Raw genomic sequence first — 26,223 nt, 5'->3', positions numbered from 1 at the left:
CTGCCCGTCTCCTTCGGCCGCGTGACGCTCGCCCAGTGACGATCGTGTTCTGGCGCTGCGTGTTCGGCGCCATGTTCCTCGGCGCATGGTGCCTTCTGCGGGGCTATCTGCCGGACAGGACGCTATCGCCGTCCCGCCTGGCACTGGCAGCACTTGCCGGCGCCTGCATGGTGCTGAGCTGGACGGCCTTCTTCGCCGGCTTCGCCATGACCTCGATCGCCACGACGACGATCGTCTATCACGTGCAGCCGTTCTTCGTGGTCATCATCGGGGTGGTCTTCCTCAAGGAGCGCATCTCGCTCGACCAGATGCTGTGGATGCTTGGCGCCTTCCTTGGCGTCGTGCTGGCCAGCGGGCTGGTGGTCTCGCACGCGCAGGCCAGCACGGCCTGGGCGCTGGGCATCGCGCTGACGCTGGTCGCCGCGCTGCTCTATGCGGTGGCGACGATCCTCGCCAAGGGCCTTGGCCAGCAGCGCGCGGAGGTCACCGTGCTTTGCCAGACGATCGTCGGAATCGTCATGCTCGCGCCCTTCGCCGACATCGGCCAGCATGTTCCCGCGCATGCATGGGGCTGGCTGGTCAGCATCGGCGTTCTGCACACCGGCATTGCCTATGTGCTGATGAACTCGGCCTTTCCACGCCTGACGACGCCGGTGATCGGCATCATCACCTTCATCTATCCGGTCGTTGCCATCATCATCGACTGGGCGCTCTACGGGCATCCGCTCGGGCCGGCGCAGGCGGCCGGCATGGCGCTGATCGCCGTGGCGACGCTCGGTGTCCGGCTGGGCTGGCGGTTTCCGCCGAGGCGGGTCTCGGCGGCCTGAGGAGGATCGCCCCGGGGAAGCAGGGTCAGGATTTCATGAAGCCGATGAAATCGTCGGGCGCGGCGCGGCCCATTTCTTCTTCCCAGTGACGACGGCAGAGCGAGACATAGACATCCTTGCCGATCGCCACCTGTTCGCCCTGGCGGGCAACCTTGCCGTCGGCGCCGAGGCGCACGACCATCGTCGCCTTGCGGCCGCAGCGGCAGATGGTGCGCACCTCGCGTAGGTCGTCGGCGATCGCCAGCAGCGCGCGCGAGCCGGAAAACAGCTTGCCCTGGAAATCGGTGCGCAAGCCGTAGCACATGACCGGGATGTTCAGCCGGTCGGCGATGCGGGCCAATTGCCAGACCTGCTCCTCCTGGAGGAACTGCGCCTCGTCGACGAAGACGCAATGCACCGTCGTATGGTCGTGATGTTCGGCGACGCGGGCGTAAAGGTCGTCGCCGTCGCGGAACATCTCGGCCTCCATCTCCAGCCCGATGCGCGACGAGATCAGGCCGCTGTCGCCCTTGCGGTAGTGGCCGGCGACGAACAGCATCGTCGTCATGCCGCGTTCGCGATAATTATACGAGGCCTGCAAGAGCATCGTCGTCTTGCCGGCATTCATCGTTGCGTAGTTGAAGTAGAGCTTGGCCATGCCGCTCTTTTAAGCTGACTTGGACTGGGGCGGGGAGGGGCCGCGGCCGCATTCCCCCGAAAAAGCAGGAACGCCCGTGAAAAAAACGACTGGCACGACAAAAGCGTCAGCCGTGTCGCTGATTGGCCAGTCCGCGCCGTTGATCGTGATTGCCTTGACGCTTGAATCCACACCAGAATGGTGTTTGGCTGACGAAACAAGGCGGGCAGAGAAACCGTAACTACGCTTCGCCAAAGAATCACAATGGGAGACTGTCTATGTCGCGTATGAATTCCTTTGTCGCCGGCCTCGGTCTGGCGGCTTTGTTGTCCACGAGCGCCGCCTTCGCAGGTGACGCCGAAAGCTGCAAGACCGTGCGTCTTTCCGATGTCGGCTGGACCGACATCCAGGCGACCACCGGGATTGCCTCGGTGCTGCTCACCGCTCTCGGTTACGAGCCGAAGGTGATCCAGCTGTCGGTGCCGGTAACCATGGCTTCGCTGAAGAACAAGGACCTCGATGTCTTCCTCGGCAACTGGATGCCGTCGATGACCAACGACATCAAGGACTACACCGCCGATGGCTCGGTCGAGACCATCAGCACGAACCTGACCGGCGCGGGCTACGGCATCGTGGTGCCGACCTATGTCGCGGACGCCGGCGTCAAGTCGCTGACCGACCTCGGCAAGTTCAAGGACAAGTTCAACGGCAAGATCTACGGCATCGAAGCCGGCAATGACGGCAACCGCATCATCCTCGACATGATCAAGAACCCGAAGGACAATCTCGGCGGCTTCGAACTGGTCGAATCCTCGGAGGCCGGCATGCTGACGCAGGCCGAGCAGTCGATGAAGAACAATGAATGGATCGCCTTCCTCGGCTGGACGCCGCATCCGGTGATGGGCGCTATGAAGATCACCTATCTCGACGGCATGGGCGACAGCGGCTTCGGCGCGGCCACCGTGTTCACCAATGTGCGCAAGGGCTACACCACCGAATGCCCGAATGCCGGCAAGCTGATCGCCAACCTGAAGTTCAATCTGGACATGGAAGGCCAGATGATGGACGCGATCCTCAAGGGTGGCGATGCCGCCACGGTCGCTACCGACTGGCTGAAGAAGAATCCGGACGCGGTCAAGCCATGGATCGCCGGCGTGACCACTTTCGACGGCGGCGACGCCGCTGCGGCCATCAAGACCGCGCTCGGAAGCTGAGCCGACTTCGCATCCGGCATGACCGGATGAAGACAGGGCAGCCGTTTGACAAAGGGCTGCCCTTTTTCACATCCTGTGACAAGATGACGTTGCGACAGCGCGGGGCCGAAGGCAGAGCTCCGGTGGAAGAGGGGTGAGATGGATCCGATTTCCAAGTTCATGGTCGATCACAAGATCCCGATCGGCGCCTGGGGAAAGTCCTTTTTCGGCTTCCTGACCGACAATTTCGACACCATCTTCAGAGCCTTCTCCAACGGCCTGAATTTCATTCTCGACGGGCTGGTCAATCTCCTGCTGCTGGTGCCGCCGGTGCTGCTGGCGCTGGTCATCGCTGTTATCGCCTGGTTGCTGCAGCGCTCGCGGCCGCTCGCCATCGGCGTCTTCCTCGGGCTGATCTTCATCATCAACCAGAACCTGTGGAAGCAGACCGTGCAGACGCTGGTGCTGGTCGTCGCCGCCGCCGCCATGGCCATGGCCATCGGCGTGCCGCTCGGCATCTGGGCGGCGCACAAGCCGAAGGTCTACCGGATCATGCTGCCGGTGCTCGACCTGATGCAGACGCTGCCGACCTTCGTCTACCTGATCCCGGTCCTGACCCTGTTCGGTCTCGGCAACGCGCCCGGCCTCATCGTCACCATCATCTTCGTCATCCCGACGGCCGTGCGGCTCACCCATCTCGGCGTCGTCTCGGTGCCGAAGTCGATCATCGAGGCCGGCGAGGCGTTCGGCGCCACCAAGAGCCAGCTGTTGTGGAAGGTGGAACTGCCGTCGGCGCTGCCCACCATCATGGCGGGGCTGACGCAGTCGATCATGCTGTCGCTGTCGATGGTGGTGTTCGCGGCCCTCATCGGCGCCGGTGGCCTGGGCACCGAAATCAACCGCGCGCTGGGTTCGCGCCGCATCGATCTCGGGCTTGAGGCGGGCCTCGCCATCGTCGTGCTGGCCATCGTGCTCGACCGAATGACCCGCATTGGCGTTGGAGGCAAGAAATGACCGTCGCCGTCGATTTCAAGAACGTCGATATCGTCTTCGGCGCCGACCAGGCCGGCTCGCTGGCGATGATCGACAAGGGCGCGACGCGCGCCGAAATCCTCGAGAAGACCGGCAATGTGCTGGGCTGCGCCGGCGCCAGCCTCACCGTGCATGAGGGCGAGATCTCGGTGCTGATGGGCCTGTCGGGCTCCGGCAAGTCGACGCTGCTTCGGGCCGTCAACAGGCTCAACGTGGTGTCGCGCGGCCAGGTGCTGGTCAAGGACGGCGACAAGATCGTCGACGTCGTCACCTGCGACGAGCCGACCTTGCGGCGCTTGCGCCAGAAGCAGGTGGCGATGGTGTTCCAGCAGTTCGGCCTGCTGCCATGGCGCACGGTGGAGGAAAATGTCGGCCTCGGCCTCGAACTTGCCGGCGTGCCGGACGCCGAGCGCAAGGAGCGCGTGCACAAGCAGCTCAAGCTGGTCAATCTCGACCAATGGTCGAAGAAATACGCGCATGAGCTGTCGGGCGGCATGCAGCAGCGTGTCGGCCTGGCTCGCGCCTTCGCCACCGAGGCGCCGATCCTGTTGATGGACGAGCCGTTCTCTGCGCTCGACCCGCTGATCCGCACCAAGCTGCAGGATGAATTGCTGCAGCTGCAGGCGGAGTTGAAGAAGACCATCATCTTTGTCAGCCATGACCTGGAAGAGGCGCTGAAGATCGGCAGCCACATCACCATCATGGAGGGCGGCCGCATCGTGCAGACCGGCGCGCCGGAAGACATCGTGCTGCGCCCCGCCAACGACTATGTCCGCGACTTCATCGCCAATGTGAACCCGCTCTCGGTGCTGACGGCCTGGAACGTGATGCGCGACCGCCGCGACCTCGAAGAGAGCACGGACGGCTGGGTGTGGCTCGACCGGCGCAAGACGACGCGCTTCAAGATCGACGATCACGGGCTGGTGGCAGCGGCCGAGCGCGACGGCAAGCCGGCGGTGTGGGTGTCCTGCGCCGATGTCGAGGCCCAGTCGGAGGAAGCAGCGCAAGTGTTCTGGGCCAATCCCGGCACGTCGCTGAAAACCGTGATGCTGGCCATGCATCGCTCGCAGACCGCACCCGTGGCGCTGTTCGACGACCAGTCCCGCTTCGTCGGCGCCATCGGCATCAGGGATGTGCTGAGCGCGGTGTTGAGAAGGTAGAACGGCTCAGGTCGCCAGCGGCAGGCGCAGCTCGGTCAGCAGTCCGCCGTCCGGATGGTTGGACAGGCGGATCTCGCCGCCGGCGGCGCGCGCGATGTTGCGGGCGATGGTGAGACCCAGCCCAAGGCCGCCGGTCTGGCGGTTGCGTGACTGTTCGAGGCGCACGAAGGAGCCGAAGACGGCATCGATCTGCGCCTGCGGTATGCCAGGCCCTTCGTCGCGGATGGTGAGTGTGATCGTGCCGTCCGAGCGGTGCAGGCTGAGATGCGCCTTCTTGCCGTAGGTGACGGCATTCTGGACCAGATTGGTGACGCAGCGCTTGAGCGCCACCGGCCGCGCCATGCAGATCAGGCCGCGAGAACGGGTGTCGTCATTGTCGAACGAGACCTCTGGATACGGGTCGGCGATCGATTCCACGAGCGACCAGAAGTCGATGCGCTCGGTCTTTTCCTCGTTCACCTCGAAAGTGGCGAAGTCGATCACCGAGCTGGCGATGCTCTCGACGTCGGCGAGATCATGCGCCAGCGCCTCGCGTACCGCCGATTTGCGCAACAGTTCGAGCCGCAGCCGCATGCGCGTCATCGGCGTGCGCAAATCATGCGCAAGGGCCGCGGCAAGATGTTCGCGGTCCTCGACATATTCGCGCAACCTCTTCTGCATGGCGTTGATCGCCCTGGCGGCAGCCTGAACCTCGCGGCTGCCCGACTCGGCAATCGGCGGGCTCTTCAGATCCTTGCCGATCCTGTTCACGGCGGTTTCCATCATCCGGTAGGGGGCGGTCAGCCGGCGCAGCGACCAGATCGACATGATCACCACCAGGCCGGCGATCAGCGAATAGAGCGGCAGGCTGTCGAAGCTCAGGATCGGGCCGACCGGCGTGATAGGCTCTGTGAAGTTCAGCCACTGGCCGTCGGCGAAGCGTAAGGAGGCCGTCAGCTTGTCGCTCTGGGCGAAATCGGCGGCGAGCACCAGAAGGTCGCGCTCGACCTGGCCGATATCGGGGCCGGATGCGGTGCTGGCGTCGTCGGCCTCGCGCGTTGCCGGATCGCGCCGCACGCGCGCGTCGGTGACGCCGAACTTCGACAGCCGGCCGACGAGAATGTCCTCGAGTTCGGCCAGCTCGTCGTCGCCGGCGATCGAGGAAGTGACGGCGGGCGTGTCGGAGACGGTAAGGGCGTAAGTCGAGTTGAACAGGCCCGCCGCGGTTGCCTTGCGCTCCTCGGGCGTGGCGCCGCTCATCAGCTGCACCAAAGAGAAGGCGCGGTCGTTGAGCCGGTAGAGGTCGACCACGTCGTTGGCGGCGGCGCGGTCGCGCGACACGATATAGAGGGTCGCGACCTGGCTTATCAGAAGGCCGGCAATGACGATCAGCAGCACCCAGGCAGGCAAGGTCTGCGGCAGGAGACGTTTCATTCGGAAGTCGTCTCGGGCAGGAACTGGTAGCCGCCGCTGCGCACCGTCAGGATCAGTTTCGGTGTTTTCGGGTCGTCTTCCATCTTGCGCCGCAGCCGGCTGACCAGGATGTCGATGCTGCGGTCGAAGGAATAGTCGCTGTCGCCGCCGGAGAGCTCGATCAGCTGGTCGCGGGTCAGCACCCGCTGGGCGCTCTTGACGAAGGTCTGCAGCAGGTTGAATTCGGCCATGGTCAGCTCGACCCTGACATCGTCGGGCGCGGTCAGCCGGCGCCGCGAACAGTCCATCGTCCAGCCGGCGAAACGGTAGATCTGCTTTGTGGTGGCGCGCTTCGGTTCGGCCGCACCATTGCGGCGCAGCACGGCACGGATGCGCGCCAGGAGTTCGCGCGGATCGAAGGGCTTGGGCACATAATCGTCGGCGCCCATCTCCAGGCCAACGACGCGGTCGGTGGTCTCGGTGACGGCGGTCAGCATGATGATCGGCGTCGAATACTGGGCGCGCAGGTCGCGGCACAGTTCCAGCCCGCTCTTGCCGGGCAACATCACGTCGAGCACGATGAGGTCCACCTGCGCGCGGCGCAGGACGGCCTCCATCTCGGTACCGTCGGCGGCAACCGAAGTGTGCAGGCCCCGCTTCTGGAAGAATTCCTGAAGCAGGTCGCGGATGCCCTTGTCGTCGTCGACGATCAGTATGTGTGCGTCGGATTTCACGAGGTGCCCTGTCTCGATTGCAGGCCAGGTCATTCCTGGCAGGTGAGCCACACGATAGAATTCGGGCCATATGTTGGCCAGTGCCTTGCTTTTCAAGGGAGAACGAATTCGGCCTTCTCCACATGGAAAGCCATGTCCGTGCGTGCCGGTTCCCAAAACCGGGACCGATCTTGGACGATACGCATCAGGCGGGCGGGCCAGACACAATCCAGAAACAAAATTCTACAATTGGGAAAAACTCCTGAAAAGGTAGGGCGACATAACGGTTTCGTGGCGGTCAGATTACCGGCTGCGACGCAAATCTCCGGGTTCACGGAAAAACCAATGCCAAGGTTGTCGATCAGTTTGTTGGGTGCGTTGCTGGGCCTTGGCCTGGTCACTGCCGCTGCCGGACAATCAAACGCAAAGGCGCCGCTCACCCGGAGCGAACGGTGCGCCAATCTCAGCCACCAATTTGATGAAGCCCTCGAAACCCATGCCACGGCAACGCAGGTCACCGCGGCAAAGGCACTTCAGAGAAAGGGCAACCGGTATTGTGCTGCCAAGAAACAGGCACAGGGCATCCGGATGCTCGCCAACGCTTTGAAGCTGCTTGGAGTGACACCGAACGACCCGGTCCAGTGACGCTCGAAATCGACCCGCATAAAAAGGAAATGAAGCCATGAAAAAGTCCCTCCTGTCGGCCCTCGGCCTCACCGTTGCTCTTGCCTTCTCGATGCCGGCTCTCGGCAACGCTGCCGCCACCACGACCGCTGCCCCGGCTGCCGCCGCCACGACCACGGCTCCGGCCGCTGCCGCGACGACCACCGCTCCGGCCAAGGCTGCTCCGAAGAAGGTCGCCAAGAAGGCCGTTTGCAAGGTGACCAAGAAGCACAAGTGCCCGGTCAAGAAGGCCCCCGCCAAGGCGGCTCCCGCCAAGGCCGCCCCCGCCGCGGCGGCCCCGAAGGCTGCTCCGAAGAAGCCCTGATCCGTTTCGAGGTCAGTTCTAGCAAGGCCGCCCCAGCCGCAACCGGCTGGGGCGGCCTTCTGCCGAATGCATGGTCGATGAGCTGAACACCGGCGGCTTCCAGCCACGCATCTCGATCGTGCTTAACCCGTTTGCAACGCCGGTCGTGTAGGACAATCCGCATGAAGAAGCGGCTTTCGTCCATTTTGCGTTCGATGGTGATTGGTGGCCTGATTGCCACCGGTGTCGCCAGGGGGCTGATTCTGCTCACCGCCAGCCCCGTGCCCGACCCTGCCAGTGGCCGCACCGAGCCCTCGCTGTTCGCGCCGATAATCTCCAGCAATTGGGACTACATCACACCCGTCCAGGCGTGGCTGCTGATCGTGCTTCTTGCCGTGACGCTGCTCTGCGTTGTCGGATGGCCGATCGCGGCCTGGCTGGAACGCCGGGCGGATGCCGGCGCCAACCGCCGCATGTTCGGCCGCCAGGGCCGTTGAAGCGGGATCGACAATTTCCCACATGATTGTGAATGACCGGGCCAGCCCGCCGGCTGCCCGCATGCCAATCAAAATGGACGATCGCTGCCGCCCGTGGCAAAATACCGGGTGAGTCCGATCGCGAAACTGTCGGTTCCGATGCCAGAAATCACCACAAAACCGCGAACCAAGGTCAAGCCGCAGACCGAGCGGCCTAAGCTCTACAAGGTCATCCTCATCAACGACGATTTCACGCCGCGCGAATTCGTGGTGACGGTGCTGAAGGGCGAGTTCAAGCTCAGCGAGGACCAGGCGCACCGCATCATGATCACCGCGCACCGGCGCGGCGTCTGCGTGGTCGCGGTCTTCACCAAGGATGTCGCCGAGACCAAGGCAACGCGGGCCACCGACGCAGGCAAGGCCAAGGGCTACCCGCTGCTGTTCACGACCGAGCCGGAAGAGTGAGGAGGGCTGCCTTTTCCTTCTCCCACAAGGGGAGAAGGAAAAGGCGTCGCGCTACCGTCCCTCGCGGTACCACATCGATCCCATCGCCAGGAGCAACAGGCCGAGGCCGAGGAAGCCGCCGAACAGCGGCACGCGCGAGACGGCCTTCAAGACGCTGTCGTCGGTGGTGCGCAGGCCGATCCAGTCGCTGCCCGACGCTTCGCCGGACGAGCGCACCGGCACGATGGAAGGCAAGGTCACATCGCTGCCCAAGGCTGTCGATGACGCCAGCCGGCGTACGCTGCCGCCGGTGGCTTCCGCCGGCGCCTTCAGCCGGTTTTCGGTGGAGATGACATCGGCGAATTCCGGCGCATTGACCGGTCCGACATGGGCGAGCGCGGTGAGATCGCCATTGGCGACCTGGAAGAGGCCGATCTCGTTGGTCTGGACGCTGCCGAGGAAGACGCCGGGCTCGGATTTGTCGAGCTTGACGGTCACGGTCTTGCCGGAGGGCGTGATGATCTGCGCCGGGCCGGGATCGTCGGCCATGGTCTGGCGGCGGATCTCCAGCACCATGCCGCGCCCCTCGGCGGTCAGCCGCTCTTCCTCGAGCTCGGGTTCCTTCATCAGCCAGTGGGCGATGCGCCTGTAGAGCTGGACATGCGGCCCGCCGCCCTCGAAGCCGCGCGCCCACAGCCAGCCCTGGTCGGACAGAAGCATGCCGACGCGGCCTTCGCCCTTGCGGTCGAGCAGCAGCAGGGGCCGGTTGTCGGCGCCCTTCATCACCACCTCGCCTTGCGGGTTCTGCACGCCGATGGTGCGGAACCAGCGGCTCCAGTGCGGCGGCTCGGTGGCCGAACCATCGAGGCCGCGCGTCACCGGATGACGCTGGCCGAGGTCGGTGAGCCGCGGGTAGAAGGCCTTTTCGACCACTTCGCCGGTCGGCATGGCCGGCAAAGCCGACATCAGCGGCGTGCGCGCGATCGAAGCCTCGCCGGCATATTCGGGGCCGGCGGCGATCAGCAGCGCGCCGCCCTTTTCGACATATTCGGAGATGTAGTCGTAGTAGAGGATCGGCAGCACGTCGCGGTGCTGGTAGCGGTCGAAGATGATGAGGTCGAAATCCTTGATCTTCTCGACGAACAGTTCGCGCGTCGGGAAGGCGATCAGCGACAATTCGTTGATCGGCGTGCCGTCCTGCTTTTCCGGCGGCCGCAGAATGGTGAAGTGGACGAGATCGACCGAGGCGTCGGACTTCAGCAGATTGCGCCAGGTGCGCTCGCCCGCATGCGGTTCGCCCGAAACGAGCAGCACGCGCAAATTCTCGCGGATGCCGTCGACCAGCGCGATGGCGCGGTTGTTGGTGTCGGTGAGTTCGCCGGGTTCGCGGTCTATGGCGAGTTCGATGATGTTGCGGCCGGCGCCCGGAATGGTCACCTGCAGCGGCATGGCCTGGCCGACGGTGGCATGCTCGACCGAGACCTGCTCGCCATTGACCGAGACGCGCACATCGACCGGGCCGGTCTCGTTTTCCGTCGAAATGACGCGGTAGGTCATGTCGAGCGGTTTGCCGACGATGCCGAAACGCGGCGCGTTCTCGAAGCGGATGCGGCGGTCCTTTTCGTGGTCGTTGCCGGTGATCAAGGCATGCAGCGGGGCGTTGAAGTCGGGCGCGCCAGGCGGTGCGTCATGCACCTCGCCGTCGGTGATCATGATGGCGCCGCCGATGCGCGACGGCGGCACGTCGCGGAAGGCGCCTTCCAGCGCGCCGAACAGCCGCGTTTCGGTACGCTCCTCGGCGGCATCGGACTTGCCGGCCTCGACGACGCGAACGTCGAACTGCTTGAAGCGGCCAAGACGCTGCTGCAGCCCGGCCAGCGCCTCATCGGTCTGTTTGGTGCGGTCGCCAATGTCCTGGCTCTGGCTGCGGTCGACGATCAGCGCGACGACGCTCTTCAGCGGCTCGCGCTCCTCGTTGAGGAACACCGGGTTGAACAGTGCGGCGGCAAGCGCCAGCAGGGCGACGAAGCGCAGGACGCCGCCGCGCTGGCGAAACCACAGGCCGACAAGGGCCAGCAGCGCCAGCGGCACCAGCACGAGGGCCAGCAAAGGCCAGGAGATCAGCGGTTCGAAGGAGATCGACCAGTTCATTTCTTACCCTCCCTTCTGTGGGGAGGGTCGATCCAAGGAGGTGCAATAGAGAACGCCATCCTACTGCCCCAGCCGTTCGAGCAGGATGGGGACATGCACTTGGTCGGATTTGTAGTTGCCGGTCAGCATGTACATCATGATGTTGACGCCGGCGCGCAGCGCGTAGACGCGCTGCATCGGGTCGGCCGGCACCGTCGGCAGCAGCGGGTCGCCATTCTCGTCGACCGCCCAGGCGCCGGCGAAATCATTGGCCGTGATCATGATCGGCGATACGCCGTCGCCTGTGCGCACCGGACGGTTGTCGGTATTGCTGGCATCGAGCGAGGCCTCTACCCAGAGCGGGCTGCCGGCGAAGCGGCCGGGGAACTCCGGCAGGATGAAGAAGGACTTGGTCAACACGTGGTCCGACGGCACCGGTTCCAGCGGGGGCACGTTGAGGTTGCCGAGGATGTCGCGCAGCCGCTCGGTGGCCGGGCTGGTGGAATCGGCGCCGATGCCGTTGGCGAACTGGTCTCGCGTGTCGAACAGCACCGTGCCGCCCTGCTGCATATAGGCGTCGATGCGGGCGATCGCGGCCTGGCTCGGCATCGGGGCGGCCGGATCGATCGGCCAGTAGATCAGCGGATAGAAGGACAGCTCGTCCTTCGCAATGTCGACGCCGGCCGGCGCGCCGGGTTCCAGCGCGGTCTTCTCGATCAGGAAGCGGGTCAAGCCTTCGAGCCCGGCGCGGCTGATCGAATCGTCGCCGGGCACGCCGGTCAGCACATAGGCGATGCGGGTTTTCGAAATCGCCGTGATGGCCGCCTCGTCGCCCGGCTTGGCATCGTCGGCGCGGGCGAAATCGGCATGGCCGAACAATGCGCCAAGCACGATCAGGACGGCAGCGGTGGTGGCCACAGCGCCGGCGCGGCGCCGCCGGCGTGAAAACAGCCCGCCCATCCAGAACACCGCCAGCGTGTCGAGCAGCATCAGCACCAGGGCGGCGGTGACCAGCGAACCTTTCAGATTGCGGGATTCGTCGAAGGCGTACTGGATTGATGTGACCGGAACGGTCAATTGCGGGCGCGCCAGCGGCACGAAGGTGCTTGCCGCATCGAGCAAATTGTGGGCGAAGACGCCGGTCTCCGAGCCATAGAGGCCGGGCGGGTTCTCGAAGGTCACCGGCGCGCTGGCGCCCGGCACCAGCGGCCTTGCATCCGGGGTCGGCGGCACCAGCGAGCCGTCGGCCGCGATCATGCGGTAGGGCGCCAGCGACGTGGCGGCGGCTTCGGCATTGGCGATCGCCGCGCCCTGGTTGCGCGACAGCTGGACGATGCGGCGCAGCATCTCGACGAAGCTGCCCGAGATCGGCAGGTTCGACCAGGTCGCCTCGGGTGTGACGTGGAACAGCACAAGCGTGCCCTTGCCTTTCTTCAGCCCGGTGACCAGCGGCGTGCCGTCTGCAAGAGCGGCCCAGGTGCGCTCGACAATATCGGGCGTCGGTTCGGCCAGCACCTGCCTGCTCACGGTGACTTCGGTCGGCGGCGCCAGATCGGCGAAGGGACCGGCCTTTGGGAATTCGGTGACCGGCTGCGGCGATGTCCAGGACAGCGCGCCGCCCAGCGAACGTTCGCCGGTGCGCAGGCGGACCGGCAGCAGATCGTCGTCATTGCCGGCGGCTGCCAGCCGCGAGCCGGCGAAACGCACCAGCGTGCCGCCATTGTCGACCCAGTCGACCAGCCGTTGCCGGACCTGCGCCGGAATGGTGCCGATATCGGCCATGATGATCATCGCCGGCTTCTGGTCGAGGATCTGCGGGATGGCGTCGGCGAGATCGGCGCTGGAGGGTTCGACCAGATCGGCGAAGGGCTGCAGCGCGCGCCTGATGTAGTAAAGCGGCGACAGAAGTGGCTGCGCCTGGTCGGCCTCGGCCTGCGACAGGAGCCCGACGCGGCGGCGCTTGGAGCTTTCGTCGAGCACGCGCACCGCACCCGCCTGGCGTTCACCGTCAAGCGCGATCGAGGCAAAGTCGTTGCGCAGTTCGAACGGCACCGCCATGGTGCCGGTGGCGGTGGCTTCGCCGGGCGCGAAGGTCAGCGTCGCATCGGCGATGCGACGGCCCTTGTCATCGAAGGCGCCGGCGGTGACCTGCGCCGGCGCCGGGTCACCTGGCGCGCGGATGGCGGTAAGGGCAAAGCCGTCGACCTGATTGTCGGCGGCGGTGAGGCCTGTCAGCGAAAGCCGATCGGCGGTAGCCCAAACCACGCGTGCCGCATTCTTCGACAACAGCGTGTTGAAGGCGGTTTCGTCGCCCTTGGCCGCGAGGCCGTCGGCCAGCACGGCGACACTGGCGCCGGGCAAGGTCTCCAGCACGCCTGCGACGCGGGCATAGACGGCGGGCCGGTCGGTCGGGATCGGCCGCGGCTTGGCGGCGCGCAGCCGGTCGAGCGCGGCGGCGGCATCGAAGGGGCCGATCTCCGCATTGGCCTTTTCGGCGGTGAAGGCGATGATGACGGGCACGCCGTTCGAGCCGGCATCCTTGATCAGCCGCTCGGCGGTGGCGACGCGCTTGTTCCAGTCGGCCGCACTAGCCCAGTCATTGTCGATGACCAGCGCCAAGGCCGCACCCTCGGCCGGCAGTTTTTCGCGCGGGTTGAAGACCGGTTCTGCAAGGGCCGCGACGACGAGGCCCGCCATCAGCAGCCTGAGCAGCGTCAGCCACCAGGGGCTTTGATGCGGCGTCTCCTCGCGCTTCAAGACGCGCGCCAGGATCTTCAGCGGCGGAAAGATCTCGGCCTGCGGCTTGGGCGGCGTCAGCCTGAGCAGCCACCAGATCACCGGCAGCGCCAGCAGGCCCCACAGCACCATGGGAGCGCCAAAGGAGAGCGGCAGCCAGCTCATGCGCCAACCACCTTCCCGAATTGGCCAGCACGGCCGCCACCGGCGTTCGGCCCGGCATAACCACCATCGGCGGTCATTGCCATGTGCAAGCGAACCAGTGCGTCGGAAGCGAGCCGATCGGTGTGGTTGACGGTAAAGCTCCAGCCGAGCCGCTTGCACCAGCCGGCCAATTCCTGGCGGCGGGCGGTGTAGAGCAGGCGGTATTCGTCACCGAGCATTTCGGCGCGTCCGGCGGTCAGCTTTTCGCCGGTCTCGGGATCGGTGAACTCGGTGCGGCCGGCATAGGGGAAGGTTTCCTCGGCCGGGTCGGCGACCTCGATCAGATGCGCTCGCACGCCGTGGCGGGCGAGCACGTCGAGCCATTCCATCGTCTCTTCGACCGGATCGAGGAAATCGCTGGCGATGACGATGTCGCAGAAGCGCCTGATGTCCGTGAGGTCAGGCTTAGCCGGCAGGTCGCCGGCATGCATCAGCTGGGCGGCGATGCGTTCGGCTCCGTTGCGGGCGGTGAATGGGTCGGTCAGGCCCGGCCAGGCGATGCGTTCGCCGCTGCGCGACAACAATTCGGCCATGGCCAGCGCCAGCACCAGCGCGCGCGACTGCTTGGAGACGCTGGCGCCGGTCGATTTGTAGAGCATGGACGGCGAGGGGTCTGCCCACAGCCATACCGTATGCGCGGCTTCCCATTCGCGGTCGCGCACATAGGTGTGGTCGTCGCGCGCCGAGCGACGCCAGTCGATGCGCGAGGAATCGCCCTCGACATAGGGCCGAAACTGCCAGAAATTCTCGCCGATGCCGCGTTTGCGGCGGCCATGCCAGCCGGCGATCACGGTGTTGACGATGCGGCGCGCCTCGACCAGCAGGTCGGGTACCAGCGAAGCCCGCAACCGGCCACGGGCGAGTGCGTCGCGCGTCGCTGCCGGAGCCTGGACCTCGCCGATGCGCGCCATCAAATCCCTTTCACGAGCTTCGCCACCACGTCGCGCACGCTGGTGCCTTCGGCGCGGGCGGCGAAGGTCAGCGCCATGCGGTGCTGCAGCACCGGCTCGGCGAGCGCCCGCACATCGTCGACCGAGGGCGCCAGCCGCCCATCGTAGAGCGCACGCGCCCTCGTGCACAGCATCAGCGCCTGGCTGGCGCGCGGGCCAGGACCCCAGGCGACATGCTTGTCGGTCTCGGCATTGCCTTGCCCGGGACGCGCCGAGCGCACCAGGGTGAGGATCGCCTCGACGACGCTTTCGGGCACCGGCATGCGGCGGATCAGCGTCTGGATTTCCTTCAATCGCGCCGGCTGCAGCACGTTCTGCGCCTTGGCGTCCTCGATACCGGTGGTTTCCAGGAGGATGCGGCGCTCGGCCTCGATTTCGGGATAGAGGATGTCGACCTGCATCAGGAAGCGGTCGAGCTGGGCCTCGGGCAGCGGATAGGTGCCTTCCTGCTCCAGCGGGTTCTGCGTCGCCAGCACATGGAAGGGTGCGGGCAGGTCATATCGGGCGCCGGCGATGGTGACGTGATATTCCTGCATGGCCTGCAGCAGCGCCGACTGGGTGCGCGGCGAGGCGCGGTTGATCTCGTCGGCCATCAGCAACTGGGCGAAGATCGGCCCGGAGATGAAGCGGAAGGAGCGCTTGCCGGTCTCGTCCTGCTCCATCACCTCGGAACCGAGGATGTCGGACGGCATCAGATCGGGCGTGAACTGGATGCGGCGCGAATCAAGGCCGAGCACGACGCCCAGCGTTTCGACCAATTTGGTCTTGGCGAGGCCGGGAACACCGACCAGCAGCGCATGGCCACCGGCCAGCAGCGCCACGAGCGTGCGCTCGATAACGCTCTCCTGGCCAAAGATCACCCGGCCGACCCCGTCGCGGATCCTGGAAATGTCGGCCAGCGCCTTTTCGGCCTCGGCGATCATGTCGGTTTCGCTGATCGGGCTTTCCTTGACCATCACGCTCATTCGGCTCGATCCCTTTGGTTGGAAATACCGGCCTGCACCATATCATAGGTTGCCGCGATTCGGCCTCGCGTAGCGCCTATGGTCGAACTTAAATCACAGACTTAGGCTGACAAGCGGAACAACAGTGACTATTTCGTGACGATGACGGAACACGACGAACATCGCCAACAAAGCCTTACGCAGGCAACCGAGGCGCGCGGCCTGGAGGCGCTGATCTCGCGTGCGGCGCGTGCCGGCAAGGGCGCGGCGCCAGTCGAGCGCTGGAATCCCGACTTTTGCGGCGATCTCGACATGGAGATCAAGGCGGACGGCACCTGGTTTTATCTCGGCACGCCGATCGGCCGCATGCCGCTGGTGCAGCTTTTCTCCTCCGTGCTGCGCAAGGACGCGGATGGCAGGACCTATCTGGTGACGCCTGTGGAAAAGGTCGGCATCCGCGTCGCCGATGCGCCCTTCATCGCCGTCGAAATGGATGTTTCGGGCAGTGGCGACGAACAGATCATCACCTTCCGCACCAATGTCGGCGACGTGGTCGAAGCTGGGCCGGAACGGCCGCTGCGTTTCGTCGACGAAAGCGAGACCGGGGGCCTGAAGCCCTATGTGCTGGTGCGCGGCAGGCTGGAAGCGCTGGTGGGGCGGCCTGTCATGTATGAACTGGTCGGGCATGGCGAGGAGATCGATATCGGCGGCGAGGCCATGTTCGCCGTGCGCTCCAAGGGCGCGGTTTTTCCGATCATGCCGGCGGACCAGTTGAAACGGCTCAGCGCATGATGGACCGCCTGTCATTGATGCCGTTCTCATCGGCGGATTTTCGCGCGCGCTTCGCCGCGCAGCCGGATGCGCATGCCGACGACGACTATGGCGACCATCGCTTCAATCCGGGTCATCCGCGGCTGAACCAGGACAAGCCGCTGCGCAATGCCGCGGTGCTGATCCCGGTGATCGATCACGAAGACGAGGCGACGGTCTTGCTGACCAAACGAGCCGAAAAGCTGCGCAACCATTCGGGGCAGGTGGCCTTTCCCGGAGGCACCATCGATGCGACCGACGCCAGCCCGGAGGCGGCGGCGCTGCGCGAAACCTTCGAGGAGATCGGCCTTGACCAGGACCGCATCGAGATCATCGGCCGCATGCCGGACTATGTCGCCGGCAGCGGCTACCGCATCGCGCCGGTGCTGGGCATCGTGCGGCCCGGCTTCCAACTGGCCTTGAATGCCGACGAGGTCGATGCCGCCTTCGAAGTGCCGCTGCGCTTCCTGATGGACCCGGTGAACCACAAGCGCGACAGCCGCATGTGGAACGATCTCGAATGGTTCTTCTACGACATGCCCTATGGCGACCGCCGCATCTGGGGTGTCACCGCCGGCATCATCCGCACGCTCTATGAAAGGCTCTATGCGTGAGTGTTTCGATCGCGGGCAGGGCCGACTGGCTCGCCGACAAGCATTTGCAGCGCCTGCTTGCCGCCCTGGCTGAAGGCGGCGAAGAGGCGCGTGTCGCCGGCGGCGCCGTGCGCAACACGCTGATGGGCCAGCCGGTCGCCGATGTCGACATCGCCACCACCTGTTTGCCGCAGGAAATCATCCGCCGCGCCGAGGCGGAGGGTTTCAAGCCGGTGCCGACCGGCATCGAGCACGGCACCATCACGGTGGTCGCCGGCGGCAAACCCTATGAAATCACCACTTTGCGCGCCGATGTCGAGACCGACGGCCGCCGCGCCAAGGTGTCGTTCGGGCGCGACTGGAAGCTCGATGCCGAGCGGCGGGACTTCACCATCAACGCTCTTTACGTCGACGCGGATGGCTCCGTCGTCGACCTGGTCGGCGGTATCGCCGACATCGAGGCGCGGCGGCTGCGCTTCATCGGTGATGCGGAGGCACGCATCCGTGAGGACTATCTGCGCATCCTGCGCTTCTTCCGCTTCTTCGCCTGGTATGGCGAAGGCCGGCCGGACGCCGAGGGGCTGAAGGCCTGCGCCCGGCTGAAGGATGGCCTGGCGCAGCTTTCGGCGGAGCGCGTCTGGTCCGAGCTGAAGAAGCTGCTTTCGGCGCCTGACCCGTCGCGGGCGCTGCTGTGGATGCGGCAGGCTGGCGTTTTGACCGCCGCGCTGCCGGAAAGCGAGAAATGGGGCATCGACGCCATCCATGGATTGACCAAGGCCGAGAAGGATCTGGGCTGGGCGGCGGATCCGATGCTGCGGCTGGAGGCGATCGTGCCGCCTGATGCCGCGCGCATGAAGACGCTGGCCGAGCGGCTGAGGTTTTCGACCGCGGAATCGGACCGTTTGCGCCACTGGGCACTTTCAACGGCCGTCGAGCCGAAGACGACCGAGGGCGAACTGGCGAAACGGCTCTATCGCGGCGACCGGCAAGGGTTTGTCGATCGCCTGCGGCTATCGCTTGCCGGAGCCCGGGTGCGCGCCGTCGAGGACAATAACGCGCTGCTTGAAGCTGGCGGCTTTTCGCGCCTGCTGGCCTTCGCGCTCAAGTGGGAAAAACCGGTGTTTCCGCTGAAAGGCGCCGATCTGACGGCGCTCGGCGCCACGCCGGGGCCGAAGCTGGGCGAAATCCTCAAGAACCTCGAGACGGAATGGATCGAGGCGGGATTTGCCCCCGATCGCGGCGCGCTGCTCGAACGCGCCGCGAAGGCGCTTGAAACCTAGACCGGAGCCTGGCGGGAGGGCCGTGCCGATCAAAGCCATAGCCGAGGCGACGATTTGACCGGGTGAAGCGCCGCTCTCCTACCTGATCGCCACGGGCGCCAGGGCGCGCGAAAGGCTTGCCTCGCCCTTGCCGTAGACGGAGGCGCTATAGTTGGCCAGCGTGTCGGTACGAGCCGTGTTGAGCAGGTCGTTGGTGATCTGCGTCGGCGTGGCCTTGGTGAATTTGCTGCCGATGATCGCCGCGTATCCTGAAATGATCGGCGCGGCGAACGAGGTGCCATAAAGGCCTGTCTTGCCTCCATCGACACCAACCACGAGGAAGTGGCTTTGCACCACCGGATTGGAGCCGGCGGTGTTGGAATACCAGGCAAGCTGGGCCTTGTTGGTCGTCGTGCCGTTGGTGGACAGCGCGCCGACGAAGATAGCGGATGGTTTTCCAATCAGGGCAAGGTCGAGATAGTCCTGCTGGCCGTTCGTGATCCCGCCCACGGCAACCGAATCGTTGCCCGCGGCCTTCGAAACAACAGCCGTTCCCTTGGTGGCATAGGAGATGATGGAGGCTTCCTCGGAAGCCCATCCGATCTGGTTCGAGCTGTAGCCCGCCTTGGCGTACATGCCGTAGCTCAGATTGAGCACGTTCAGGCCGGGCGCAAGGCCGACGGCCGAGCCGGTTGAGAAGTCCTTCGACCTGATGGTCGCCAAGGGCGCGATCATGCCGGCTTCCTCACGCGTCCATTCACCGTGGCGCTGGGTTTGTGTCCCGACGCCGAAATTGCCGGAGAAGCGCGACGTGCTGGAGAAATCGTCGACGATGGTAATCGTGACGCCCTTGCCCTTGTATCCCGCGGCCCAAGCGGCGCCAATTTCGGGGCTCATCCACCCCTGCACCGCTTGCGTGCCCGCGGCCGGGATCGTTGCGCTTACGCATGTGGACAGACCGCCGCCGTGGCACAGCGCGGCCATCTCGTCCGCATTGACCGCTTCCTGCGCCGACGCCATCGGTGCCGACAGGATGGCGAGAGCCGCGGCGACACCGAATTTCAAGCAACTCCGTGACATGCTCTTACTCCGTTCAAACAGAACCAGGACGGGTGATCGCGAATTTCGGGGCGAGATGACTTTCTCATTTGCATCCTCCCGGCGATCAGAAAGTTACACGGTAATTCAGCCAGATGTGCTGGCTCTCCGGTTTAGCGTTAACCAGATATTTCAAGGTTTCCTCAGGCGCCATCCGGCTGGCCGCGAGCCGGCAATTGACGCTGTAGGTGCCAAAATCACCGTAGTCGGCTTCGCAGGCCTTTTCGGTAAGCTTGCCGCCGATGGTCGTGGTGAGTGAAAGCGAAAGAGTGCTGTTCGGGCTCGGATGCATCTGAGTGAGGAACCCAAGCTTGAGGCTGGGCTCGATCCGATACTTCTCGCCCTCTTCGCCGGTTCCAAATCCCCAAAGGATGCCGGTATCTTCGGTGATCTGGGTGAGCAGGTCCACATGCATGTCAACCCAGTGCGCGCGGTACCATTGGTTGAACGAAACAAAGGTCCCGTTCTGCAGTTCGTAACCGCCATTGCCCAGGCTTCTCGCGCGATCGCTGAGCGGCGAGCCCTGATGAATGTCGACCACCGATGTCGTCATTTCCTGGGCTGCGGCCGGGGACGCCCCGATGAGCGCGCACAGCAGGAGCGCCATCATGCCGAACCTCACTCGACTGCCGGACTTTTCGCGCATGCGCGAAACACCTCGCCCCACCGGTCCGGATCAGTGCCTGGTGGCGACGGGCTTCTCTGGCAGCCCACTGTAGCCGGATTATCCCTGCGACAGTGGCACGGGTTCGGTTACCGTGCGGTTTACTTTAGCTGAGGCAAATATGATTTTTTTTGACCCTGCGGGGTCTGGCTCACCAGGCGTTCGCGATGGCGCTTCCAACCAATCTAGAAGCGCCAACGCGGCTGGTTTTCCGTTCCGATGAATTCTGGCGAGGGGAAAGCCTACGCGGCGTCGCGCACTTTCTCGATGCGCGAGCGGATCGCCTCGATCATGGTTTCGCGGATGGTCGTCTCGCCATGCGTCTCGCGCATATGTTCGACGGCACGGCGCATCACTTCGGCTTCCTCGTCGGCACGGGTGTGCCACTCACAGCCGGGAACAAGCGAGCCGCAGTGGAATTGCTTCATGGGATTTCTCCTTTTCCTCCAGGGAGCCGGTGGAGGGCTCCGCCACTTTTTTGGCCCACGCTCCATTCAAGGACGCGGGCGGGGCGAGAACTATAACACGGGAGGGGCGGTCTGGTTGCATCAAAGCATCGTGCACCGCCCGCCATGTCTCCTTGATTGACGCAATTCCAGACGGAATTGCTCCGGCTCGATGTTACGGCCAGCGCACCTCCGGCGGCAGGCTGGACAGGATCGAGGCGACATTGCCGCCAGTCTTCAGGCCGAAGATGGTGCCGCGATCGTGAAGCAGGTTGAATTCGACATAGCGGCCACGGCGGATGAGCTGTTCGTCACGGTCGCCGTCCGTCCAGTTCTCGTTGAAGTTGGCACGCACGAGGTGGCCGTAGACGACGAGGAAGGAGCGTCCGACGTCCTGGACGAAGTTGAAGTCGGCGTTCCAGCCGCCCTTTTCCTCGCCAGTATGCAGCCAGTCGAAGAAAATGCCGCCAACGCCGCGCGGCTCGTCGCGGTGGGGCAGGAAGAAATACTCGTCGCACCAGGCCTTGAATTTCGGGTGGTCGGCGACGGCGGCGTTCTTCTCGCAAGCGAACTGCATGGCGCGGTGGAAGGCGACAGTGTCGGGGTCGTCCTGGGTGCGGCGGCGGTCGAGCACCGGCGTCAGATCGGCGCCGCCGCCGAACCATTGCCTCGAGGTGACGACCATGCGCGTGTTCATGTGTACTGCCGGAACGTTGGGATTCCAGGGGTGCGCGATCAGCGAGATGCCGGAGGCCCAGAAGCGCGGGTCTTCCTCGGCGCCGGGCATCTGCTTCCTGAATTCGGGCGAGAACTCGCCGTAGACGGTCGAAGTGTGCACGCCGACCTTCTCGAAGACGCGGCCGTGCATCATCGACATGGTGCCGCCGCCACCCTTGCCCTGGTCTCGCTCCCAGGGCGTCTTTTCGAAACGGCCAGGCGACCATGAGGCGAGAGGGCCCTGGAGATCCTGCTCGATCTGCTCGAAGGCGCCGCAGATGCGTTCGCGCAGCGCTTCGAACCACAGGCGCGCCTTCATCTTCTTTTCTTCAATGTCGGCGGGCAGGCCAGCCGGTATTTCAGGTCGTTCCAAAATGCCGTCTCCGGTTGCGGGGCGGCCCGCCCCTACAAATGACTCGTCTTTTGCCGGCGCGATCCCTAATCTCTTAGGGAACAGGGTCAAGTCACTTTGCTTTCGCGCATGATCCTTTCCGAGCCCGATACCGGGGGACATGCGCCAGGTGCAAGGAGTTGTTTCGTGCGCACCCCGGCAAGACCGCCGCTGGATGGCCTGAAGAACAGGCTCGATCAGAGCCGGGCTGAGCGCGCACGTATGCCGCGCGACGGTTTTCTGCGCGAGACCTTCGTCCTGCCGCGCTCCGACGCGCGGCTCAAGGCCAAGGAATGGTTCGAGCGCTTCCCCAAGCAAGCCTACTGGACCGAGATCGAAAGCTGGTTCGAACGCCCGGGCGACTTGATCGAGTTCACCATCAGGCGGTTGCCGGCGGCGGATTAGTTGCCGTCACAACGAGAACAGATGGCGCATTCTTGGAGAATCCAGGATCAGGCTCTCGCCAAGCAGCCTGCCGAATTTCTCGAACCCGCGCCTCCTCGAAGCTCACCGAGGTGTACAGGGTTGGCGTGCCACCGGAATCGATCCGGTGGATCGTGATGGGTTGCGTCTCGTCCTCTGCCTGAACCAGGTGTCCCAGCACTGACGTACCTCCTTTGTAGCGCGGCATTCCACTCAAGGCGCAATCAGTCTCCGCGCGCCGGTGCCTTCCCTGGCCAGCCGGTCGCCCTTGTTCCTGAGTGGGCATTTGTCGATCGACATGCAGCCGCAACCGATGCAGTCGGTCAGGCCGTCACGCAGTTTCTTCAACTGCGCGATCTTGTGGTCTAGCCCATCGCGCCAGGCAGTCGACAGCAGGTTCCAGTCGTCACGCGTCGGCGTGCGGCCTTCGGGCAGCGACGCCAATGCCTCGCCGATCTCGGCCAGCGAGATGCCGACCTCCTGCGCGACCTTGATGATCGCCACCCGTCGCAGCACGTCGCGGCCGTAGCGCCGCTGGTTGCCTGACGTGCGATGGCTGCGGATCAGTCCGCGCGCTTCATAAAAATGCAGCGCCGACACCGCCACGCCGCTGCGCATGGCCACCTGGCCGACCGTCAATTCCGTTGCTGGAGCCATTTCCGATTTTCCGCTTGACCTCAAGTTAAGTTGAGCTTGTAGCGAAGAAATATCGATAGGGCAAATGACAGGAGAAGGCGATGTGCGCCTGGGTGAGAATGACCGGAGAAACCGCTGCCGCCGGCGACGGCGGCGCTGTCGATGGGCCGCCGATCCTATCCGAGTTGCCGGACGGCTTCGCCCGCCACCATGGCGACGGACAGCGCGACGTTGATGCTGCGCGCGCTGCCCTGCATGGGGATAGTCAGCCGCGCATCCGCCGCCTGATGGACAAGATCCGGCACGCCCGCGGATTCGCGGCCGAACAGGAGGATGTCGCCGTCCGCAAAGCTGAAGCTGGTGTAGGGGCCCGTCGCCTTGGTCGACAGAAGCACCAGCCGGCGCCCGTCCTTCTTGCGCCAGTCCTCGAAGGCGTTCCAGTCGACATGCCGGGTCAGGGCGGCCATTTCGAGGTAGTCCATGCCGGCGCGCTTGAGCGCCTTGTCGGAAAGCGGAAAGCCGGCCGGCTCGATGATGTCGACGCCAAGGCCGAGGCAAGCGGCGAAGCGCAGGATTGTCCCGGTATTGCCGGCAATGTCCGGCTGGTAGAGCGCGATGCGGAGACGACGGTTCATTTCCGCATCCTTCTAATAAGTGGCAGATCGGCCACAGGAGCCTCCCGGTTTTGGAAATTCCTGGACCTGCGGGTGGCCATTTTTTGCGAAGTCGGGTATGTCAGTCGCATTGTCAACCCGAACCGATGGAGGGGACACTCATGATGACCATGCACATCCAGCGCCCCTCTCGTGGGCTTGTACGCCTGCTGGCGGCTTCGGTACGACAATTCTCCTGACTCTCTAAGACTTGATCGCACCGATTCCCGCCGAAAAGATTTTTCGGCTCTCGAAGGAATCCTGCGATGTTTTTCAAAAAGCCAAAAGGGCTGAACGCCCGAAGTGAACGTGCCCAGACCGATGCCGAGCGTCGGTTGCGGACAGACGCAATCCGCGCCTCCGGCCGAATGCCGGCGGACGATGTTGCTTCGCCTTTTCATCTCTATTTTCATACGGAGGACGGACCGATGTTCGATCCCTACAGAATACCGGGCTCGAGGAGCCTGCATATCCACCGGCTGCCGACCTGGGCGCTGCTGATCGGCGAGACCTATTCGTCGGCGGTCCATGCCGAAGTCCGGCGCCGGCCGCATCGCGGCATGCTGCCGGATGTCGATTTCTCGCACGCCGTTCCGGACCCCAGCCGGCCTTCTCTGGTGCGCCGGATCATCCGGCTGATCCGGCCGGGCGCGAAAATCAGGCTTGTCGGCACCGCGCCGTCAGGATCGGCAAACGAGCCTGTCGGCGAAAAGCCCGCGAGCCCCTATATTGCGCGAAGCAGGGCCGACGGTCCGGACGATTCCGGACCGTCGGCCCTCGGCGCCACACGGTCCGAGGACTTCGTACGTTCACGCGCCGCTTAGGCGAAAAACAGATTTTCACAGGCATGACCCATGTTGTTGTTTAGCTGGTTTGAAAGAAGGCTCGATCCGTTCCCCTCGGCGGAACCGGTCGAGCCGCCCAAGACGCTGGTAGCCTTCTGCCTGCATTATACGCGCGGCGCCTGGCCCTATATCCTTGTCGACGCGGTGCTGGTCGCGGCCATCGCCATAGCGGAAGTGTGGATGTTCGGCTTCCTCGGCCGCATCGTCGACTGGCTGTCGGGGCAGAATCGCGAAACTTTCCTGCAGATGGAAGGCTGGAAGCTCGCCGCAATGGCCTTCATCGTGCTGTTCGCACTGCCGGGCACGGTATGGGTGCATTCGCTGCTCAACCAGCAGACGCTGATGGGCAACTATCCGATGCGCATCCGCTGGCAGGTGCACCGCTACCTGCTCAACCAGTCGATGAGCTTCTACCAGGACGAGTTCGCCGGCCGCATCGCCACCAAGCTGATGCAGACCGCACTCGCCGTGCGCGAATGCGTCATCAAGGTGATCGACGTGCTCAACTACGTCATCGTCTATTTCCTCGGCATGCTGTTGATCGTCGGCTCCGCCGACTGGCGGCTGGCCGCGCCTCTGGCGGTCTGGCTGGTCGGTTACATCCTTTTGCTGCGCTACTTCATCCCTCGCCTGGGCAAGGTCGGCGAGGAGCAGGCCAATGCGCGCTCGGTCATGACCGGTCGCGTCGTCGACAGCTACTCCAACATCCAGACGGTCAAGCTGTTCAGCCATGCCAAGCGCGAGGCGACTTTCGCCAGGGAAGGCATGATGGGCTTCCTCGACACGGTCTACCGGTCGATGCGGCTGGTGACGGTGCTTTTCGGCACGCTCTACATATTGAACGCCCTGCTGCTGTTCTCGGTCACCGCCATCTCGCTGTGGCTGTGGATGGGACAAGTGGTGACGATCGGCGCGGTCGCCGTGGTCATCGGCCTGGTGCTCCGGATGTGGGGCATGTCGCAGTGGATCATGTGGGAGATGTCGGGCCTGTTCGAGAACATCGGCACGGTGCAGGACGGCATCGCCTCGATCTCGCTGCCGCGCCTTGTCGAGGACAGGCCGGATGCGGAGGAGATCGCCGTTTCCAGGGGCGAGATCCGCTTCGAGGATATCCGCTTCCACTACGGCAAGCAGAAAGGCGTCATCGAGAACCTGTCGCTGACGGTCAAGCCGGGCGAGAAGGTCGGCATCGTCGGCCGCTCCGGCGCCGGCAAGTCGACGCTGGTCAACCTGCTGTTGCGCTTCTACGATTTGGAAGCTGGCCGGATCCTGATCGACGGCCAGGAGATCGCCGGCGTGAAGCAGGATTCGCTGCGCGCCCAGATCGGCATGGTCACGCAGGACACTTCGCTGCTGCATCGTTCGGTGCGCGAGAACATCCTCTACGGCCGGCCCGATGCTTCGGATGAGATGCTGGTCGAGGCGGCGCGGCGGGCCGAGGCGCTGGACTTCATTGGCGGGCTCGCGGATCACAAGGGCCGCAAGGGTTTTGACGCCTATGTCGGTGATCGCGGCGTCAAATTGTCGGGCGGCCAGCGGCAACGCATCGCCATTGCTCGCGTTATGTTGAAGGATGCACCTATACTTATCCTTGACGAGGCGACGTCGGCGCTGGATTCCGAGGCGGAAGCAGCCATCCAGGAGAACCTCTACAAACTCATGCAGGGCAAGACCGTCATCGCCATCGCCCACCGGCTGTCGACCATCGCGGCGATGGACAGGCTCGTGGTGATGGACCAGGGCCGTGTCATCGAGGAAGGTTCGCATGAAGAACTGGTCGCCAGGGGCGGGCTCTACGCGCAGCTCTGGCAGCGCCAGTCGGGCGGGTTCCTGCTCGAGGACATCCCGGCCGATGTCGCCAATGACGTGATCGCGAAGGGGCAAGCCGCAGAATGATGGCCGCC

General features: G+C 64.5%; 27 protein-coding genes. 14 read left to right on the top strand and 13 right to left on the bottom strand.

The features are described from left to right. Window positions 1–35 precede the first annotated feature (35 nt). Window positions 36–827, top strand: coding sequence for a DMT family transporter (locus QQK95_RS17150; protein WP_284274839.1), 792 nt, complete (start codon window positions 36–38; stop codon window positions 825–827). 25 nt (window positions 828–852) lie between these two features. On the opposite strand, the gene QQK95_RS17145 is transcribed toward QQK95_RS17150, so the two are convergent. Further along, window positions 853–1,464, bottom strand: a complete 612-nt coding sequence (locus QQK95_RS17145) for a thymidine kinase (RefSeq protein ID WP_284274837.1) — start codon at window positions 1,462–1,464, stop codon at window positions 853–855. Between the two features lie 257 nt (window positions 1,465–1,721). Here QQK95_RS17145 and QQK95_RS17140 point away from each other — a divergent pair, with 257 nt between their 5' ends. The 3 genes from QQK95_RS17140 to choV all read left to right on the top strand — a co-directional run bounded on the left by QQK95_RS17140 (window position 1,722) and on the right by choV (window position 4,828). Further along, window positions 1,722–2,657, top strand: a complete 936-nt coding sequence (locus tag QQK95_RS17140; RefSeq protein WP_284274835.1) for a choline ABC transporter substrate-binding protein — start codon at window positions 1,722–1,724, stop codon at window positions 2,655–2,657. 138 nt (window positions 2,658–2,795) lie between these two features. Next, window positions 2,796–3,650, top strand: a complete 855-nt coding sequence (gene choW / locus QQK95_RS17135) for a choline ABC transporter permease subunit (protein WP_143973714.1) — start codon at window positions 2,796–2,798, stop codon at window positions 3,648–3,650. Further along, window positions 3,647–4,828, top strand: coding sequence for a choline ABC transporter ATP-binding protein (gene choV / locus QQK95_RS17130; RefSeq protein ID WP_284274833.1), 1,182 nt, complete (start codon window positions 3,647–3,649; stop codon window positions 4,826–4,828). The genes choW and choV overlap by 4 nt, the downstream gene beginning before the upstream one ends. Window positions 4,829–4,834: 6 nt before the next feature. On the opposite strand, the gene QQK95_RS17125 is transcribed toward choV, so the two are convergent. Both QQK95_RS17125 and QQK95_RS17120 read right to left on the bottom strand, forming a co-directional pair. Further along, window positions 4,835–6,241 (bottom strand): ATP-binding protein, encoded by a 1,407-nt coding sequence (locus QQK95_RS17125; RefSeq protein ID WP_284274831.1) that lies wholly within the window; start codon window positions 6,239–6,241, stop codon window positions 4,835–4,837. Continuing rightward, entirely contained in the window at window positions 6,238–6,954 is a 717-nt protein-coding gene (locus QQK95_RS17120) for a response regulator (RefSeq protein WP_284274830.1), read from the bottom strand. The genes QQK95_RS17125 and QQK95_RS17120 overlap by 4 nt, the downstream gene beginning before the upstream one ends. 324 nt (window positions 6,955–7,278) lie before the next feature. Here QQK95_RS17120 and QQK95_RS17115 point away from each other — a divergent pair, with 324 nt between their 5' ends. The 4 genes from QQK95_RS17115 (at window position 7,279) to clpS (ending at window position 8,841) form a co-directional block, all read left to right on the top strand. Further along, entirely contained in the window at window positions 7,279–7,578 is a 300-nt protein-coding gene (locus QQK95_RS17115) for a hypothetical protein (RefSeq protein WP_095201931.1), read from the top strand. Window positions 7,579–7,615: 37 nt separating this feature from the next. Continuing rightward, complete coding sequence (locus QQK95_RS17110) at window positions 7,616–7,921, top strand: hypothetical protein (RefSeq protein ID WP_284274828.1); 306 nt, start codon at window positions 7,616–7,618, stop codon at window positions 7,919–7,921. A 161-nt stretch (window positions 7,922–8,082) separates the two neighbouring features. Beyond that, the gene (locus QQK95_RS17105; RefSeq protein ID WP_284274827.1) at window positions 8,083–8,397 is read left to right on the top strand and encodes a hypothetical protein; all 315 of its coding nucleotides are present in this window, start codon (window positions 8,083–8,085) and stop codon (window positions 8,395–8,397) included. Between the two features lie 138 nt (window positions 8,398–8,535). Then, window positions 8,536–8,841 (top strand): ATP-dependent Clp protease adapter ClpS, encoded by a 306-nt coding sequence (gene clpS, locus QQK95_RS17100; protein WP_010911143.1) that lies wholly within the window; start codon window positions 8,536–8,538, stop codon window positions 8,839–8,841. A gap of 51 nt (window positions 8,842–8,892) precedes the next feature. On the opposite strand, the gene QQK95_RS17095 is transcribed toward clpS, so the two are convergent. The 4 genes from QQK95_RS17095 to QQK95_RS17080 are packed head-to-tail and all read right to left on the bottom strand — an operon-like array spanning window position 8,893 to window position 15,805. Further along, window positions 8,893–10,971 (bottom strand): hypothetical protein, encoded by a 2,079-nt coding sequence (locus QQK95_RS17095; protein WP_284274823.1) that lies wholly within the window; start codon window positions 10,969–10,971, stop codon window positions 8,893–8,895. Window positions 10,972–11,031: 60 nt separating this feature from the next. Then, window positions 11,032–13,851, bottom strand: a complete 2,820-nt coding sequence (locus QQK95_RS17090) for a DUF4159 domain-containing protein (protein WP_284274821.1) — start codon at window positions 13,849–13,851, stop codon at window positions 11,032–11,034. Then, window positions 13,848–14,801, bottom strand: a complete 954-nt coding sequence (locus QQK95_RS17085) for a DUF58 domain-containing protein (RefSeq protein WP_284274820.1) — start codon at window positions 14,799–14,801, stop codon at window positions 13,848–13,850. The genes QQK95_RS17090 and QQK95_RS17085 overlap by 4 nt, the downstream gene beginning before the upstream one ends. Beyond that, window positions 14,801–15,805, bottom strand: a complete 1,005-nt coding sequence (locus QQK95_RS17080; RefSeq protein WP_284274818.1) for an AAA family ATPase — start codon at window positions 15,803–15,805, stop codon at window positions 14,801–14,803. The genes QQK95_RS17085 and QQK95_RS17080 overlap by 1 nt, the downstream gene beginning before the upstream one ends. A 141-nt stretch (window positions 15,806–15,946) precedes the next feature. Between QQK95_RS17080 and QQK95_RS17075 the strand changes: the two genes are divergently transcribed. The 3 genes from QQK95_RS17075 to QQK95_RS17065 are packed head-to-tail and all read left to right on the top strand — an operon-like array spanning window position 15,947 to window position 18,467. Continuing rightward, complete coding sequence (locus QQK95_RS17075) at window positions 15,947–16,576, top strand: DUF1285 domain-containing protein (protein ID WP_284274925.1); 630 nt, start codon at window positions 15,947–15,949, stop codon at window positions 16,574–16,576. Beyond that, window positions 16,576–17,208: a CoA pyrophosphatase gene (locus QQK95_RS17070; RefSeq protein ID WP_284274924.1), complete on the top strand. Its 633-nt coding sequence runs from the start codon at window positions 16,576–16,578 to the stop codon at window positions 17,206–17,208. The genes QQK95_RS17075 and QQK95_RS17070 overlap by 1 nt, the downstream gene beginning before the upstream one ends. Beyond that, on the top strand, window positions 17,205–18,467 hold the full coding sequence (locus tag QQK95_RS17065; RefSeq protein WP_284274816.1) for a CCA tRNA nucleotidyltransferase: 1,263 nt from the start codon (window positions 17,205–17,207) through the stop codon (window positions 18,465–18,467). Before QQK95_RS17070 ends, QQK95_RS17065 begins: the two co-directional genes overlap by 4 nt. A 78-nt stretch (window positions 18,468–18,545) precedes the next feature. On the opposite strand, the gene QQK95_RS17060 is transcribed toward QQK95_RS17065, so the two are convergent. From QQK95_RS17060 to hemF, 4 genes are all read right to left on the bottom strand, one after another. Continuing rightward, window positions 18,546–19,526 carry a S8 family serine peptidase gene (locus QQK95_RS17060; protein WP_284274814.1) on the bottom strand — a complete coding sequence of 327 codons (981 nt, stop codon included), beginning with the start codon at window positions 19,524–19,526 and terminating at the stop codon, window positions 18,546–18,548. 85 nt (window positions 19,527–19,611) lie between these two features. Continuing rightward, window positions 19,612–20,190 carry a hypothetical protein gene (locus QQK95_RS17055; RefSeq protein ID WP_284274813.1) on the bottom strand — a complete coding sequence of 193 codons (579 nt, stop codon included), beginning with the start codon at window positions 20,188–20,190 and terminating at the stop codon, window positions 19,612–19,614. Between the two features lie 260 nt (window positions 20,191–20,450). Further along, entirely contained in the window at window positions 20,451–20,636 is a 186-nt protein-coding gene (locus QQK95_RS17050; protein WP_027047304.1) for a DUF1059 domain-containing protein, read from the bottom strand. A gap of 193 nt (window positions 20,637–20,829) precedes the next feature. Next, the gene (gene hemF / locus QQK95_RS17045) at window positions 20,830–21,744 is read right to left on the bottom strand and encodes an oxygen-dependent coproporphyrinogen oxidase (RefSeq protein ID WP_284274808.1); all 915 of its coding nucleotides are present in this window, start codon (window positions 21,742–21,744) and stop codon (window positions 20,830–20,832) included. A gap of 165 nt (window positions 21,745–21,909) precedes the next feature. Between hemF and QQK95_RS17040 the strand changes: the two genes are divergently transcribed. Further along, on the top strand, window positions 21,910–22,167 hold the full coding sequence (locus tag QQK95_RS17040) for a hypothetical protein (protein ID WP_284274806.1): 258 nt from the start codon (window positions 21,910–21,912) through the stop codon (window positions 22,165–22,167). A 231-nt stretch (window positions 22,168–22,398) separates the two neighbouring features. Here QQK95_RS17040 and soxR read toward each other — a convergent pair whose 3' ends face one another. Both soxR and QQK95_RS17030 read right to left on the bottom strand, forming a co-directional pair. Further along, window positions 22,399–22,842, bottom strand: coding sequence for a redox-sensitive transcriptional activator SoxR (soxR, locus tag QQK95_RS17035; protein ID WP_284274804.1), 444 nt, complete (start codon window positions 22,840–22,842; stop codon window positions 22,399–22,401). A gap of 155 nt (window positions 22,843–22,997) precedes the next feature. After that, window positions 22,998–23,456 (bottom strand): tRNA (cytidine(34)-2'-O)-methyltransferase, encoded by a 459-nt coding sequence (locus QQK95_RS17030; protein WP_284274802.1) that lies wholly within the window; start codon window positions 23,454–23,456, stop codon window positions 22,998–23,000. Between the two features lie 446 nt (window positions 23,457–23,902). Here QQK95_RS17030 and QQK95_RS17025 point away from each other — a divergent pair, with 446 nt between their 5' ends. Both QQK95_RS17025 and QQK95_RS17020 read left to right on the top strand, forming a co-directional pair. Continuing rightward, window positions 23,903–24,298 (top strand): hypothetical protein, encoded by a 396-nt coding sequence (locus QQK95_RS17025; RefSeq protein ID WP_284274800.1) that lies wholly within the window; start codon window positions 23,903–23,905, stop codon window positions 24,296–24,298. 30 nt (window positions 24,299–24,328) lie between these two features. Beyond that, window positions 24,329–26,215 (top strand): ABC transporter ATP-binding protein, encoded by a 1,887-nt coding sequence (locus QQK95_RS17020; RefSeq protein ID WP_284274798.1) that lies wholly within the window; start codon window positions 24,329–24,331, stop codon window positions 26,213–26,215. The last annotated feature ends 8 nt before the right edge of the window (window positions 26,216–26,223 follow it).

Origin of the sequence: Mesorhizobium huakuii, assembly GCF_030160235.1 — a bacterium.
In the GTDB taxonomy this organism is placed as follows: domain Bacteria; phylum Pseudomonadota; class Alphaproteobacteria; order Rhizobiales; family Rhizobiaceae; genus Mesorhizobium; species Mesorhizobium huakuii.
Note: the sequence above shows the minus strand (reverse complement) of the source record. Positions and strands in the feature narration are given on the sequence as shown.